The sequence below is a fragment of the Nocardia sp. NPDC049707 genome, from assembly GCF_040674855.1.
In the GTDB taxonomy this organism is placed as follows: domain Bacteria; phylum Actinomycetota; class Actinomycetes; order Mycobacteriales; family Mycobacteriaceae; genus Nocardia.
Map to the genome: position 1 here is coordinate 125,710 of NZ_JBFANN010000005.1, position 13,640 is coordinate 139,349.

The 13,640-nt window shown below is 65.6% G+C and carries 14 protein-coding genes; 7 read left to right on the forward strand and 7 right to left on the reverse strand.

The features are described 5' to 3' along the window. Positions 1 to 10: 10 nt before the first annotated feature. Both pheA and AB0J29_RS07665 read left to right on the forward strand, forming a co-directional pair. Positions 11 to 925, forward strand: a complete 915-nt coding sequence (pheA, locus tag AB0J29_RS07660) for a prephenate dehydratase (protein WP_364780917.1) — start codon at positions 11 to 13, stop codon at positions 923 to 925. Next, the gene (locus tag AB0J29_RS07665; RefSeq protein ID WP_364780920.1) at positions 922 to 1,584 is read left to right on the forward strand and encodes a histidine phosphatase family protein; all 663 of its coding nucleotides are present in this window, start codon (positions 922 to 924) and stop codon (positions 1,582 to 1,584) included. Before pheA ends, AB0J29_RS07665 begins: the two co-directional genes overlap by 4 nt. Before the next feature lie 31 nt (positions 1,585 to 1,615). Here the strand turns inward: AB0J29_RS07665 and AB0J29_RS07670 are convergent, their stop codons facing one another. The 6 genes from AB0J29_RS07670 to AB0J29_RS07695 form a co-directional block, all read right to left on the reverse strand. After that, positions 1,616 to 2,449 carry an ESX secretion-associated protein EspG gene (locus tag AB0J29_RS07670; RefSeq protein ID WP_364780923.1) on the reverse strand — a complete coding sequence of 278 codons (834 nt, stop codon included), beginning with the start codon at positions 2,447 to 2,449 and terminating at the stop codon, positions 1,616 to 1,618. After that, a complete protein-coding gene (locus AB0J29_RS07675) occupies positions 2,446 to 3,606 on the reverse strand; it encodes a PPE domain-containing protein (RefSeq protein ID WP_364780926.1) in 1,161 nt (386 codons plus the stop codon). The genes AB0J29_RS07670 and AB0J29_RS07675 overlap by 4 nt, the downstream gene beginning before the upstream one ends. Before the next feature lie 51 nt (positions 3,607 to 3,657). Beyond that, positions 3,658 to 3,969, reverse strand: a complete 312-nt coding sequence (locus tag AB0J29_RS07680) for a PE family protein (RefSeq protein WP_364780930.1) — start codon at positions 3,967 to 3,969, stop codon at positions 3,658 to 3,660. 167 nt (positions 3,970 to 4,136) lie between these two features. After that, positions 4,137 to 4,487 carry a metallopeptidase family protein gene (locus AB0J29_RS07685; protein ID WP_364780938.1) on the reverse strand — a complete coding sequence of 117 codons (351 nt, stop codon included), beginning with the start codon at positions 4,485 to 4,487 and terminating at the stop codon, positions 4,137 to 4,139. Continuing rightward, a complete protein-coding gene (locus tag AB0J29_RS07690; RefSeq protein ID WP_364780941.1) occupies positions 4,487 to 5,626 on the reverse strand; it encodes a septum formation family protein in 1,140 nt (379 codons plus the stop codon). The genes AB0J29_RS07685 and AB0J29_RS07690 overlap by 1 nt, the downstream gene beginning before the upstream one ends. An 89-nt stretch (positions 5,627 to 5,715) precedes the next feature. Continuing rightward, positions 5,716 to 5,973, reverse strand: coding sequence for a hypothetical protein (locus AB0J29_RS07695; RefSeq protein WP_364780944.1), 258 nt, complete (start codon positions 5,971 to 5,973; stop codon positions 5,716 to 5,718). A 139-nt stretch (positions 5,974 to 6,112) separates the two neighbouring features. Between AB0J29_RS07695 and serS the strand changes: the two genes are divergently transcribed. The 3 genes from serS to AB0J29_RS07710 all read left to right on the forward strand — a co-directional run bounded on the left by serS (position 6,113) and on the right by AB0J29_RS07710 (position 10,861). Then, the gene (gene serS / locus AB0J29_RS07700) at positions 6,113 to 7,375 is read left to right on the forward strand and encodes a serine--tRNA ligase (RefSeq protein WP_364780947.1); all 1,263 of its coding nucleotides are present in this window, start codon (positions 6,113 to 6,115) and stop codon (positions 7,373 to 7,375) included. A gap of 113 nt (positions 7,376 to 7,488) precedes the next feature. Beyond that, positions 7,489 to 9,351, forward strand: coding sequence for a bifunctional diguanylate cyclase/phosphodiesterase (locus AB0J29_RS07705; RefSeq protein WP_364780950.1), 1,863 nt, complete (start codon positions 7,489 to 7,491; stop codon positions 9,349 to 9,351). Positions 9,352 to 9,466: 115 nt separating this feature from the next. Then, a complete protein-coding gene (locus tag AB0J29_RS07710; RefSeq protein ID WP_364780953.1) occupies positions 9,467 to 10,861 on the forward strand; it encodes an MFS transporter in 1,395 nt (464 codons plus the stop codon). Positions 10,862 to 11,037: 176 nt separating this feature from the next. Here the strand turns inward: AB0J29_RS07710 and AB0J29_RS07715 are convergent, their stop codons facing one another. After that, positions 11,038 to 11,901, reverse strand: coding sequence for an aminotransferase class IV family protein (locus tag AB0J29_RS07715; protein WP_364780956.1), 864 nt, complete (start codon positions 11,899 to 11,901; stop codon positions 11,038 to 11,040). Between the two features lie 27 nt (positions 11,902 to 11,928). Between AB0J29_RS07715 and AB0J29_RS07720 the strand changes: the two genes are divergently transcribed. Next, complete coding sequence (locus tag AB0J29_RS07720) at positions 11,929 to 12,273, forward strand: MerR family transcriptional regulator (protein WP_364780959.1); 345 nt, start codon at positions 11,929 to 11,931, stop codon at positions 12,271 to 12,273. A gap of 330 nt (positions 12,274 to 12,603) precedes the next feature. Continuing rightward, positions 12,604 to 13,635, forward strand: a complete 1,032-nt coding sequence (locus AB0J29_RS07725) for a DMT family transporter (RefSeq protein WP_364780962.1) — start codon at positions 12,604 to 12,606, stop codon at positions 13,633 to 13,635. Positions 13,636 to 13,640 lie beyond the last annotated feature (5 nt).

The window sequence follows — 13,640 nt, forward strand, 5'->3', positions numbered from 1 at the left end:
TGTCGTAACCGTGCCGCGAATCGCGTACTTCGGGCCGTCCGGAACCTTTACCGAGATGGCCCTCGCCAAACTCGAGTCCTCGCAAGCCTTCGACGGATCGGTCGAGCGGATTGCCGCGCCCAGTCAAGGTGCGGCCCTGGACCTGATTCGGTCCGGTGATGTCGAGGGTGCCGTCGTGCCGATCGAAAGTTCGGTCGAGGGCTCCATTTCGGCGACCCTGGATTCGCTGGCCATCGGTCCGCGGTTGCAGATCATCGCGGAAACCGAGCTCGAGGTGAGTTTCGCGATTCTGGCGAAGCCGGGGACGGAACTCGCGGATGTTCGTACCTTGGCCGCCTATCCGGTCGCCGGGGCGCAGGTGCGGCTGTGGGTATCGCGCACGCTGCCGGATGTCGAGCTGTACATGTCGGCCTCGAATGCGGCTTCCGCCGAGGATGTCCTGGCCGGTCGCGCGGATGCCGCGGTCTCTACCACGCTGGCCGGTGAACGCCTCGGTCTGACGGCGCTGGCGTCGGGTGTCGCCGACCACGACCAGGCGGTCACCCGCTTCGTGCTGGTAACCCGCCCGCGCGTCGCGCCGCCCGCAACCGGTGCGGATCGCACCTCGATCGTGCTCGAACTGCCCAACGAACCGGGTTCTCTCATGCGTGCGTTCGCCGAATTCGCCACGCGCGGTATCGATCTCACCAGAATCGAATCCCGGCCCACCCGAACCGGTTTGGGCACCTACCGCTTCTACCTCGACTGCGTCGGGCATATCGACGACACGGCGGTCGCCGAGGCACTCAAGGCACTGCATCGCACGGCGCGGATCCGTTTCCTCGGCTCCTGGCCCGCGACCTCGGCTACCGGAACTCCGCCGCCGCCGGATGAACCGGCCGCCGAGTGGCTGACCCAGTTGCGTAAGGGGGAGGCCGACCTATGACCGGCAGATTGATACTCGTCCGTCACGGCGAGACCGAAGGCAACGTCGCCAAGATCCTGGATACTCGTATCCCGGGTCTACCGCTCACCGAACGTGGTGCGGCCCAAGCGAAAACATTCGGCTCGAGTCTGCTGCGGCCGCCGAAGGCGTTGTTCTGCTCGGCCGCGCTGCGGGCCCGACAGACCGCCGGATATGTCGAGGCGGCGACCGGCGTACCGGTCGAGGTGCTCGATAACATCCACGAAGTTCAGGTCGGCGAACTGGAAGGCCTGAACTCCGAGGCAGCCCATTCGTGTTTCCAGCGGATCTACCGCGCGTGGCACGAAGGTGACCTCGCCGAGCGCGTCCCCGGCGGCGAATCCGGATACGACGTGCTGGCCCGCTTCCTGCCGGTCATCGAGGATCTGCGCACCAAATACCTGACCGACGGCAGCGACGGCGACATCCTGGTGGTCAACCACGGTGCCGCCATGCGCCTGGTATCCCGCAACCTGAGCGGCGTGGCACCGCCGTTCACCACGAACAACCACCTCGACAACACCGAGACCATCGAACTCGTCCCGCGCCCCGTCGGCGGCTGGGAATGCATCCGCTGGGGCCGCTTCACCCCACCCTTCACCTACAAGGTATCCCCGACTGCCGACGACCCCATGGGCTGAATTCCCTTGGGGCACAGTATGTCCCGCCGGATCATCCGGACAATGTCGGATGCCTCGGAAACTCTTCCCGCTCCGGCAAGGAATGGATCAGATCCTCCACAGCGGCGCGTAGGCGGGCCGGAGTACCGCTGGCCAGCGACGACCACTTGGTGCCGTCGTCGGCCACGCTCGCCGTCGAGATGAACCGCCCGTTGCGGGTGTTGAACACAGCGATGTGGTTGTCGACAATGTCGCGGGTGCCGTCCCCGTACAGCACGGCGGTGATCTGAGCATGCGAATGGATTTCGACCACGGCCGAGGCGAGGGTCTGCGCGTCCTGCGCGGGGTTGCCGACCTTTGCGAGTCGGTCGGCGGTGGCAGTGGTATCGCCGATGTCCTCGAAGATCGTGGCAAGCTCCTCGGTCGGTGCGTTCATGCCGTAGAGCTCGAGTGGCTTGGCGGTGCCGAGCGCCGCTATCACGGTGCCGGCCAGGTCAATTCCCACTTCGTCGATCACATAAGAGTCCTGCCCGCGAAGGGCGACGACCGAGAGGTCATCGCCCTTCGCCAGACAGAAACGACTCACGTAACCATCGACGATCAGTCGCATGGCGACGATCCAGTGCGGTCGGTTCAGCACCCGGAGTCGGTCCTCCAAGTCGGGCTGAACCCCGCCGTCGATCAGCAGGTCTCGTTGTTCGAGCGACTCGGCCGCGGTGCCCATGGCCGCCTGATGCGCGGGCACGCTATCGAAGCGGGCGTATGCGTTCAGCACAACCGGAAGGTCATCGAGGTCCAGCTTCTCGCGGAGAAACTGGACCTCGTCGAGCGACAGCACAACCGCCTCGAGTGCGGACGGCCCACCGCTGCTACCGAGGACGGTCACTCAACCGTCCCGGCGTGGGCACCGATCACGCCATCGGCGGCGTAGCGGCCATCAGCGAAGTGATCGGACCGCAGGTCCACCTTGCTGTCGTGCTCGTCCTTGTCGTCCTCGTCGTCGCGGGCTTGGTTCCCCAGCAGCGGGTTGCCCGCGCTGTTACCGATCGACCGGGCCGGTGTGGCGTCGACAGATGCGACTGTCTCGGATACCGCTGTCGCGGTGTTGCCGCCGATCACGCTGCCCGCACCCCAGCCCTCCGGCAGTTTGAGCTGGACGTTACCCACACCGGCCGAGGTGCCAGAGAACGAGACCGCACGGGTCGTGGCAGTACTGCCCGCCGCGGCCATCGCGCCACCCATCGCGCCACCCATCGCCATCGGAGCCATGGTCGACATCGGCGCGCTTGTCACCGTGGCGACCGCATTGCTCGCCACACTGCCGACCGTCGACACACCGGTGCTTACAACCGACCCCACTGCCTGCGCGGCCTGCGTGGCGGCACTGGCCACACCCGGGTTGGACACGAAAGCCTGCACGGCGGCGACCGCCGTCGAGATCGGGTCGGTGGGTGCTTCGAACGCGGCATCGGTGGTCCCGTTCGGATCGGCCTGGCCCGCGCCCGCGGCGATCGGCGGCGGCGGCATGAACTCGGCGGGTGTCGCCACCATCGCCGAGGTCGCCGCCTCATAGGTATCCATCACCATGGCCGCGCGGATATCCATCGCGTGCCTGGCGACCTCGGCGGCCTCATAGGCGCCGCTGAGCGCGCCGGGCGGGTTCGCCGCGGCGACCAACGCGGTATTGACGGCCGCGATTTCGGGCGGGCTCGGCATGGCAAGCGCGGCAACGCCGTAAGCGATGACGTTCGCTGCGGCCTTGCCGCCCATCGCCGCCGCCTGTACGCCCTGCTGTTCGGACCAGCCGAGGAATCCGTTCAGTTTGCCGAGCGCGGCGAGACCGTTGACGCCCTGCATGCCGACGCCGATTTCGGCCATGACGCGTGCAACGGTGGTCGTCGCGTCCACCCAGGCGGCGGTGAGTCCGCCCCAAGCGGTAGCGGCGGCCGAAATCGGGACCGCGTGTGCGCCCGCATGAAGTGTGGCCGAGTTGATTTCGGATGGCCGGGCGATCCACAGGACCCCGGTTACTCCTGCAACCATGCTTGTAACTCCCCTGAATGTCTGAATTGTGGTTGAGGACGGCGGTGCGGGCTACACCTGAATGGCGTTGACTCCGGCGGCGCGCACGACGTCGCCGGCGATGTGCTGAGCCAGCTGCATTCGCAGTGTCTGGGCAGCATGGTGCAGCTCCAGAACGCCCTGGGCGACGGCATGATCGTGGGTAGTCGCGCCCTGGTTGAAGTGGCTGGCGGCCACGAGCGACACCTCTTCGGTACCGGACGGAATCACGTGCGTCGCCGGCGCGGTGATCACGGACGCCGCGGACAGCCGCTCGGCGACCAGATCGAGTTCGGCCGCTGCGGCGAGAACGGCCTCGGGCGAGATCAGTACATGTCCAACCATGACTCGACTCCTTCTAGTGGCTGTGGGGCGGAACCACGAGAATTCCCCCTTCGAGTGATAGGACGCGACGGCAACGCGATCGGTTCCATCGAATCCCCCAATTTCTTCCGGTCATCCGTGCTGGTTTCATGCTCGTCGAGTCGAGCACGATGACAGCGTGGATAAGACTAGCCCCATCCCAGCTCATGCAACCGGTCTTCGTCAATGCCGAAATAGTGTGCAATCTCATGGATCACAGTGATCGCGACCTCCTCGACGACCTCGCGCTCATCGCCGCAGATGTCGAGAATCGCCTCGCGATAGATGGTTACGGTATCGGGTAGGGAACCGCCGTAGTGACTGTCGCGCTCGGTCAACGCGATTCCGTGATACAGCCCGAGCAGATGTGGATCCTCCGGATTGCGCGGTTCGATCAGCACGACCACATTGTCGATGGCACGGGTCAATTCCGGCGGAATGAGATCGAGCGCATCGCCGACCAGTTCCTCGAACCGATCCGCGGACATGGTCACCGCCATCAGCGCGGTTGCGGCTGCGGTGGCAGCGGCGCGGCGCCGGGCAGCGGGGCGGGCGTCGAGCGTCCGGAGTTCGGCGGCGGCACCGGAGCCTGGCCGTTGATCAGGATGTCGCCCTTGGCCGTTCCGGTGATCGGCGCGAAACCCTCACGGTCGGTGCCCTTGCCGATCATGCAGTCCAATTTGCGGCTGCCCGCCAGCCAGCTACGCGCGTCGAGATAGTCGAAGAACAGCGTCAGCGTCTTATTGCGCACCGCGTCGGGTGCGCCGAGGTAGTCGTTGGTCGCGCGCGCGCACTCGTCCTCCATCAACTTGTCCTGGTCGTCTTTTGCGGGCGGGGCGCCGGAAAAGTGCGGGCCGAGGTCGACGGTGGACACGATCTCGACAGCGTGCGCCTGCGCGCAATCCACCGGATCGGTAGGCAGATTCTGATTGATGCCGAGGCAGGTGCCGGGGTCGAAGACCTTGGACTGATCGTGTTCGGCGGCAGCGCCGTTGGTCGGCAGCGGGGTGCCGGTGCTGCCGGAGAACTGGAGTCCGCAGCGCAGTGTTCGGTCGCCGTGCTTCCACCCGTCCGGACTCGGGTACATCAGGCCGACAACGTACCGGCCGCGCGGATCGAACTTGCCGTTCAGATACTCCTCGACCGCGGGAGTGCAGTGCTCTTCCTTGAGTTCGGTCAGACGCAACGAGTCCGGAAAGCGTGAGCCGGGACCGAATTCCACGCCGGGGTATTTGGACATATCGATATCGGCCGCGACCTCGAACAGATGCTTGCTGGAGCAGGCGACCTTCACCAGATCGCCGCGGTCCTGTTTGCTCCAGCTGAGGCAATCGCCCTTGGCCGCGGTGCCGAACTCCTTGTCCAAAGCGGTCTGTCCGGGCGAAGCCGGATTGTGCGCCTCGAGACCCTTGTTGTTGTCGTAGCCGGTGATGAACAGGCCGACCAACGAGATGATGACGGCGCCGGCCGCCGCGGCGAGTAGTACCCAGCGCAGCTTCGGCGCGGACAGATGCAGCTTGCCGTCGGCGACGACATCGCGGTCGATGATCACCGACCGCGGGAACGATTCCGCGCGCGACGACTCGCCCGAGGGCGACTCGGATTCGTGCGGGTCCATGGTCACATCTTCAGCAGACATCGCGACCCATCATGTCAGCGTCCGATCGCTGGTGCCACGACCTCGCTGAATCGATCCGAAGCGCCCCGGTCGAACCCATGCGAGGCGCGTCATCCGCGCAACGAGTTCGACGCCGTCGAGCGGACCGCGCCCTGCTCCAGCGCCGAGAGTGTGGCCGACAGTGCGGCGGTGGCCTGCAGCAACGTCATCGGACCCGACATCCACTCCGCACCGACCAGCGGCGAGTCCGGATCCAGACCCTTGTGCGCGGCCCGCACCCATTCGTGGGAGAAGCGGCCGGTACGCGCGTGGATATCGTCGAGAACTTCGCATCGTCGCCGCCGCGGGGTATGCGCCCACGTTTTCAACCGGCGACAAGATCGTCAATAGCGGTTTCGTCGAAAGTTGTGCCCATAAGCCAACTATGCGCGCGTGCATCGGCGCACAGTCCGCATGCTGGGATATCGGCGTGAAACCGGAATATCGCGACCATTAGGCTGGTCACCCATGATCGACCTCCGATTCCTGCGGGACAACCCCGACGCGGTTCGCGCCTCGCAGCGTGCCCGCGGCGAAGACCCCGCCCTCGTCGACGCCCTGCTCGAGGCGGACGCGGCGCGCCGTGCGGCGGTGGCCACCGCCGATAACCTGCGCGCCGAGCACAAGGCGATGGGCAAGCGGATCGGCAGGGCGACCCCGGAGGAACGGTCCGTCCTGTTGGAACAGGCGCAGGAGATGTCGGCGAAGGTCAAGGAGGCCGAGGCCGCGCAGCACGCCGCCGACGCCGATATGGACGCCGCGCATCGTGCCATCTCGAATGTGGTCCAGGAGGGTGCCCCCGCGGGCGGCGAGGACGACTACATCGTGCTCGAGACCATCGGCATGCCAAGGGAATTCGACTTCGAGCCCAAGGACCATGTGGAGCTCGGCGAATCGCTCGGTCTCTTCGATATGGAGCGCGGCGCGAAGGTTTCGGGCGCGCGCTTCTACTTCATGACCGGTTACGGCGCGTTGCTGCAGCTCGGTCTGTTGCAACTCGCCGCGCAGCGGGCGGTGGCCAATGGGTTCACCATGATGATTCCGCCGGTGTTGGTGCGTCCGGAGATCATGGCCGGTACCGGATTCCTCGGCCAGCACAGCGCCGAGGTCTACCACCTCGAGGAGGACGAGCTGTATCTGGTCGGCACCTCGGAGGTGCCGCTGGCGGGCTACCACTCGGACGAGATCCTGGACCTGAGCGCCGGCCCGAAGCGCTATGCGGGCTGGTCGTCGTGTTTCCGGCGCGAAGCGGGCAGCTACGGCAAGGACACCCGCGGCATCATTCGGGTACACCAATTCGACAAGGTCGAAATGTTCGTGTTCACCACACCCGAGGAGGCCGCGGCCGAACACAAGCGCCTCCTCGCCTGGGAGCAGGACATGCTCGCGGCTATCGAGGTGCCTTATCGGATCATCGATGTCGCCGCGGGCGATCTCGGCAGTTCGGCCGCCCGCAAATTCGACTGCGAGGCATGGGTGCCCACCCAGCAGACCTACCGCGAGCTCACCTCGACCTCGAACTGCACCACTTTCCAGGCCCGCCGCCTCGCCGTGCGGTATCGCGACGAGAACGGAAAGCCGCAGATCGCAGCCACTTTGAACGGTACGCTCGCGACCACCCGCTGGATTGTGGCGATTCTGGAGAATCATCAGCAGGCCGACGGTTCGGTGCGGGTGCCCGCCGCGCTGGTGCCGTTCGTCGGCACCGAGGTGCTTACACCATCGCGATAGGACAACGAAATGGCCCGGCCTACATTGCCTACAGGTAAATAGCTAGAGGTTCGCCATGCCGGATTCGCGGGATGTGACAACTGCGGGTAATCGTTATGTCTAGGCTATTCCCCGTGCGAGAAATCGGGTCTCGCGGCGATACCCGAACGCGGGTGCGGGCCGCGTCTGCGTTGGCGACAGCAATGGTCATGTCCCGGACCACCGGGGCCTTCTATGTCATGGGGGGCGCGCTCGGGCTGCTGATCACGGCAGTTGCCTCGGGCAGCGAAGGTAATCGAACGCTGGTGGGTATCGCCGCCGCGGTGGCGCTGCTGCTCGGACTCAGCCTGCTCGGCTGGGGTCCGCAGTTGCCGCATGGGATTCATCATGGTTATGTCGCGATCGCGACGGTATTGGTGACCATCGCGCTATACGCGTTTCCGAATACCGTCGGCGCGATCGGTATCGCCTCCTTCTATGTCTTCGTGGCCTGTGATGCGGCATTGTTCTTCGCATGGCCACAGGCATTCGCCCATATCGCCTTCGCGATGGCCATGTGCCTGTGGGTGATGCCGGCGCGGCCGGTGCATCCCGCATTGCCGTGGTGGTCCGGGTTGATTCCGGCGGGGGTGACCTTCGGAGTCGGTGTGGTGGTCGGCATTCTGACCCGAATGGCCTCCGAGGCCGATATCGATGTACTGACCGGCCTGCTCAACCGGCGTGGTTTCGACCGGGCATTGAACGGCGCGATCGAAACCGCCGCCCGCAACGGTCAGGGATTGGCGCTGGTGCTGGTCGACCTCGACCGCTTCCGCAAGATCAACGATCACCTCGGCCAGCGCGCGGGCGATGCAGTCCTGCAACGGGTCGCCGACACCTGGTCGAAATTGCTCGCACCCGATCAGCGACTGGCCCGCTACGGCGGTGACGCCTTCGCGCTGCTGTTGCCGAATACCACCGAGCAGGCCGCGATTCTGCTGACCGAGCAGTTGCGGGCATCGGTGACCACCGGATGTTCGGCCGGTGTCACCTCATGGCAGCAGGGTGAGTCGGGTTCGTTGCTGGTAAGTCGGGCCGATGTCGGTCTGTACCGGGCCAAGCAGGCGGGGCGCAACCGGACGGTGCTGGAGTCGTCGCGACAGTTGCCGCTGGCGGTCGAGTTGCGCGAGGCCATCGACCGCGGCGCGCTCGATGTGCACTACCAGCCGATCGTCAGCCTGACCGAGGGCGGCGGCAAGGCGGTGGGTGTCGAGGCGCTGCTGCGCTGGTCGTCGAGTGCGCAGCCGGATGTCACCACCGAGGGGCTGATCCGGGTTGCCGAGGAATACGACCTGATCGCCGATCTGGACGAGCTGGTGTTGCGCCGGGCCTGTGCCGACGCGGCCCGGTTGCAGGAGACCTTCGCGCAACTCGACCTGACGCTGAACGTGAATGTCAGCGGCCTGGAACTGGCCGAGGCCGGTTATGCCGACCGCGTCGCCAGTATCCTGGCCAGCACCGGATGGCCCGCCGACCAACTGGTGCTCGAGGTGACCGAGAGCGAGCTGGCGGCCGAATCCCAAACAGCCATTGGCAATCTGCACATCCTGCGCGAGCGCGGGGTGCGCATCGCGATCGACGACTTCGGCACCGGCTACTCGTCGCTGAGCCGGCTCGCCACCCTGCCCAGCGACATCATCAAGGTCGACCAGTCCTTCGTCGCCGCGATCCGTTCGGACTCGCCCGCGCCGCCGCTGCTCGGCGTGATCGCGGCACTGAGCAGTGCGCTGGACCTGCAGGTGATCGCCGAGGGCGTGGAGACCGAATACCAGGCCGCGGTGCTGACCGAACTCGGTTTCGCACTGGCCCAGGGCTACCACTACAGCGATTCGCACCCGGTTTCGGAACTGATCACCGATTTGAACGAGCATCAGGGGCGAGTCGGCCCTGGGGTCAGTGATCGGGAACTCGGAGACGATGATCTGCATACCGCCAACGGGTGGTTGCCACTCGGCTGAGCACGGCCGAAGCGGAAACCGCTTGACGGGTTCGGGGGCAGGTCGTCAGGCTGACGGTATGCGTTTGCTTATCTACGCCCATTGACTCGATAGATCACTGACCGCCGGGATCGGTGTGCGCGCGCTCACGGTGCGTGCGGTGCTCTTCAAGGGCATCGGTGATCTGATTCCGCTGTATGCGCTGTACACGGTGTTGTTCGCCGATCATGGATTGAGCACCGGGCAGATCTCGTCGCTGTTGGCGATGTGGTCGGCGACCGCGTTCCTGCTCGAGGTGCCATCGGGTGCCTGGGCCGATACGGTGTCACGGCGCGGGCTGCTCGTCATGAGCGGTGTGCTGCTGACCGCCGGTTTCGCGTGCTGGACTGTGCTGCCGACCTACCTGGGTTTCGCGGTCGGCTTTGTGCTGTGGGGTATCTCGGGCGCGCTGGTATCGGGGACATTCGAGGCATTGCTCTACGACGAACTCGTGGCCCGGAACGCGCAGCCGGCGTATCCGCGCATCATCGGATATGCCAGGGCGGCATCGGAAGTCGCGATCGTGATCGCCATTCTCGCCGCGACACCGTTGTATATCTGGGGCGGCTATCCGTTGCTCGGCTGGTGCAGCGTGGCGTTCGCGGCGGTGCACACCCTGGTCGGTCTCTCCCTGCCGAGCGCGCTGAAGGCGGTGTCGGCCGCGGCGGTCGAGGATCTGGAAGACGACGATGATTCGGCTGGCTCGGTCGAGATATCTCGGGAGTCGAGCGCGGCCCCTGCTGTGGATGGTGGCATTCGATCCGAGAGTGCACGAGGATCGCATCCTCGCCGTACCGGTGAACGCGCGGTGGCGGACATTGCCGATATGTCTGCTCCGATATCGACGGACGCACGGCCGTTCGCGACATATCTGAACATGCTCCGAACCGGTCTGGGTGAGGCGATTCGGGTGCGTGCCGTGCGCAATGGCGTGGCACTCGGGGCGTTGCTGTTCGGGATCACGGCCTTCGACGAGTACTTCGCATTGCTTGCCGCGGAGGTGGGGGTGGCGACGGCGGTGGTGCCGGTGCTGGTCGGTATCACCGTTGTCGGTTCGCTGGTGGGTTCGGTATCGGCCGGGCGCACCGAGGGAATGACGGCGCGCGCGATGGCGATCGCGATGGGTCTGGGTGGTGTGCTGTTCATCGGCGGCGCGCTGGTCGCGGGTCTCGCCGTCCGCTGGCCTGGCGCGGTGTATGTGCTTGCGGGCGTGGGGTTTACGGCGATCGGCGCTTCCTACGGCATCGTCTACAACGCCAGTGTCGTTGCGGGGGCTCGGTTGCAGGACGCGATCGAAGGTCCCGCGCGTGCGACGGTCACGTCGGTGTCCGGACTGGCGGCGGAAGTTGTCGCGCTGGCGGTATTCGGTTTCGCCGCAATCGCCACCCGGTGGCTGTCGATGTCGACAACGGTCGCGCTGCTCGGCGCAGCAATGCTTGCGATCGCCCTGCTGATTCCTTCCTCGCTACCGCGCCGTGCGTCCGATCGGTAGGTAGCAGTCCGCTGACACCGCAGCGATATGGGGCGTAGCATCATCGCTCGTTCGTCAGCGCGTCGATTCGATGAGATGGGTTGCGGTCAGCGGGAATTGATCGGTGCAGCGCTCGATCAGCGTGTCGCGGGGGATCGAGCACCGCCCGATTTCACATTCCTGTTCGCTGCTTGCCTTTATTCCGCACTCTGGCGCTCATGCGGGCGCGCAAGCGGTTCGGCCGCGTATGCGTCGTGGAGAACGCGAACAAGGTCGGGCCGTACCGGCAGCGCTGTGTCGGCGATGCGGTGGACGGCTATTGCCGGTGTCCAGGAGTTCATTACCACTGCGGCATCCATTCGGCCTGCCAGGGACAGGGTGATGCTGCGGGTTTCTTGCGGAACACTCATGGTGGTGAGTTGACGCTGCACAATGGCCATAGTTGTGCCTGTGAGAATGTCGGATTCAGGCCAGACTACGGTGTCGCCGTCGAAGAACGCCATATTCCAAATGGATCCCTCGCTGAGGTTGCCGTGTCGGTCTATGAACGCGGCGTCGTCGAACCCCGCGGCGCGTGCACGCCGCATGAAGAAGGTCTTGGCACCCTCGCCCACGTGTTTGATGTCGGGCATAAATCGCTCATGCTCGAAGACCGCCAACGACAACGGCCCGGTTGGTCCCTCCGAGGGGGGAGCGGTTCGTATCAGCGCGTGCAACGACGGGCGATCGTCGTTGGTGAACTCGCCGTTCGAATCGAAGACCGTCACGGTCAGTGACAGATCCGGCGGCGATGTCGACAATGCAGTCCGGATGTAGTCGCGTACCTGCTCGTTCGGTATCTGGGCGTCGAAGAGTTTGCGTGAGGCCGATGCCAGCCGATCAAGGTGAAGGTCGAGGCCACGAACTCCGCCGTCGCGGACTTGCATCGCCGTGAAGTGCGCGAACCCGGCGAACGCTGTCCCGGAAAGCAGTTCCGGGCCGGCGGGTGCGTCATCTAGCAGAGTCAGATACTGAGTAGTCATGCTCCCGAACGTAAACTCTGACATCAATGCCAAGGTCAAGCCGACATTGGCGCTAGGAGTGAGACGATGCAGATCGGTGAACTGTCGGAACGGACAGACGTCTCGCCTCGACTGCTGCGCTACTACGAACAGCAGGGCCTGCTGGACTCGACCCGGCGTTCCAACGGCTACCGCGACTACAGCGACGAAGCTGTTGATGTGGTCCGCAGAATCCGGCTCCTACTCGAGGCCGGCCTGACCACCGAATCGATCCGATCACTGCTGCCCTGCATACATGGCGACCAACCCAGCATCGAGTTGTGCGCAGAGGTCGACAGCATCCTTCGTCACGAAGTGCGAGCAATCGACGACGAGGTCGACCGTCTCACGAAGCGGCGCGAGACCTTGCGGGGGCTCCTGCGCGCGGAATAGTGGTGACCACCGGGTTGAAATGCGCGCCCAACACCGGGGCGAAACATTCGATCAGCGTGAACAGCGCCGATGGTGAGCGTCCTCTGATCGTTACGAATGCCGGATTCGTGGCGACCCGGCAAACAAAGCATACATACGACCGTATGTAATTTCGACTCGGGCCGATGTGGTGCGTGGCGGGCGCTCGGTGGATTTCTGAACGTGAGGTGCGTTCGAGGGCCCGGGGTGAGGGCGACGCGAGATGAGGGTTGCCCGGGGTGAGGGTGCTGGGAGGCGAGGGTGGCAAGGGTGAGGTGAGGTAGCCGGGAGGTGAGGTACCCGGGGAGTGACGTGGCGGGAGGTGAGATCTGGGCGGGTGTGTTGTGGCTCGGTCGGGGGTTGCGTGGATGGCGGTACGGTGCGGGGATGGTGGCGCGGGCGAAGGTGGGGTTGGCCTTCGGGTTCTGCATCGGGGGCGGGGTGGCGGTGCAGGGCCGGATCAATGGGGCGTTGGGGGTGCGGTTGCAGGATGGGATCGCGGCTGCCTGTATCAGTTTCGGCCTTGGTCTGGTGGTGTTGCTGATCGCATTCGCGATCAGTCGGCGGTTGCGGGGCGGGTTGGTGCGGGTGCGGCGGGCGGTGGCCAGTGGTGAGCTGCGGCCGGTTCAGTTGTTGGGTGGGCTCTGTGGTGCGTTCTTCGTTGCGTGCCAGGGACTTACTGTTGCCGCGATCGGCGTCACGGCCTTCACCATCGCCACGGTCGGCGGCCAACTGCTGAGCAGTCTGGTGGTGGACCGGCTCGGGCTGGCGCCGAACGGCCGCACTCCGGTCACGGTTTCGCGTGTCGGCGGCGCGGCGCTGGCCATGGCCGCGGTGGGTGTCGCCGCGGCCGGACGGTCCGGCGCACCGGTCGGTTCCGCGGCCGTGCCCGAATGGCTGCGCACCGGCCCCACCGCGGTGCTGATCCTCCTGCCCGCGCTGGCCGGAATCGGACTGGCTTGGCAGCAGGCGGTCAACGGTCGCGTAGGCGCGGTCGGCGGCCCGTTCTCCGCCGCCTTGGTGAACTTCGGCATCGGCACCGCGGCGCTGTTCGCGATCGAGGCCGGCATCCTGGTCGGCACCGGCTGGCCGACCGAATTCCCCAGCGAGCCATGGCTCTACCTGGGCGGACTAATCGGCGTCGCCTTCATTGCCCTGGCTGCCATCACTGTCCGCTGGATCGGTGTCCTGCTGCTCGGCCTGACCTCGGTAGCAGGCCAACTCCTCGCCTCGATCGCCCTGGACCTGCTCACCCCAACCCGCGCCGGCCTTTCCCCAACCGCCGCACTCGGCTGCACCCTGACCTTCATCGCCGTCATAATCGCCACCCACTCACGAACCTGACCCAC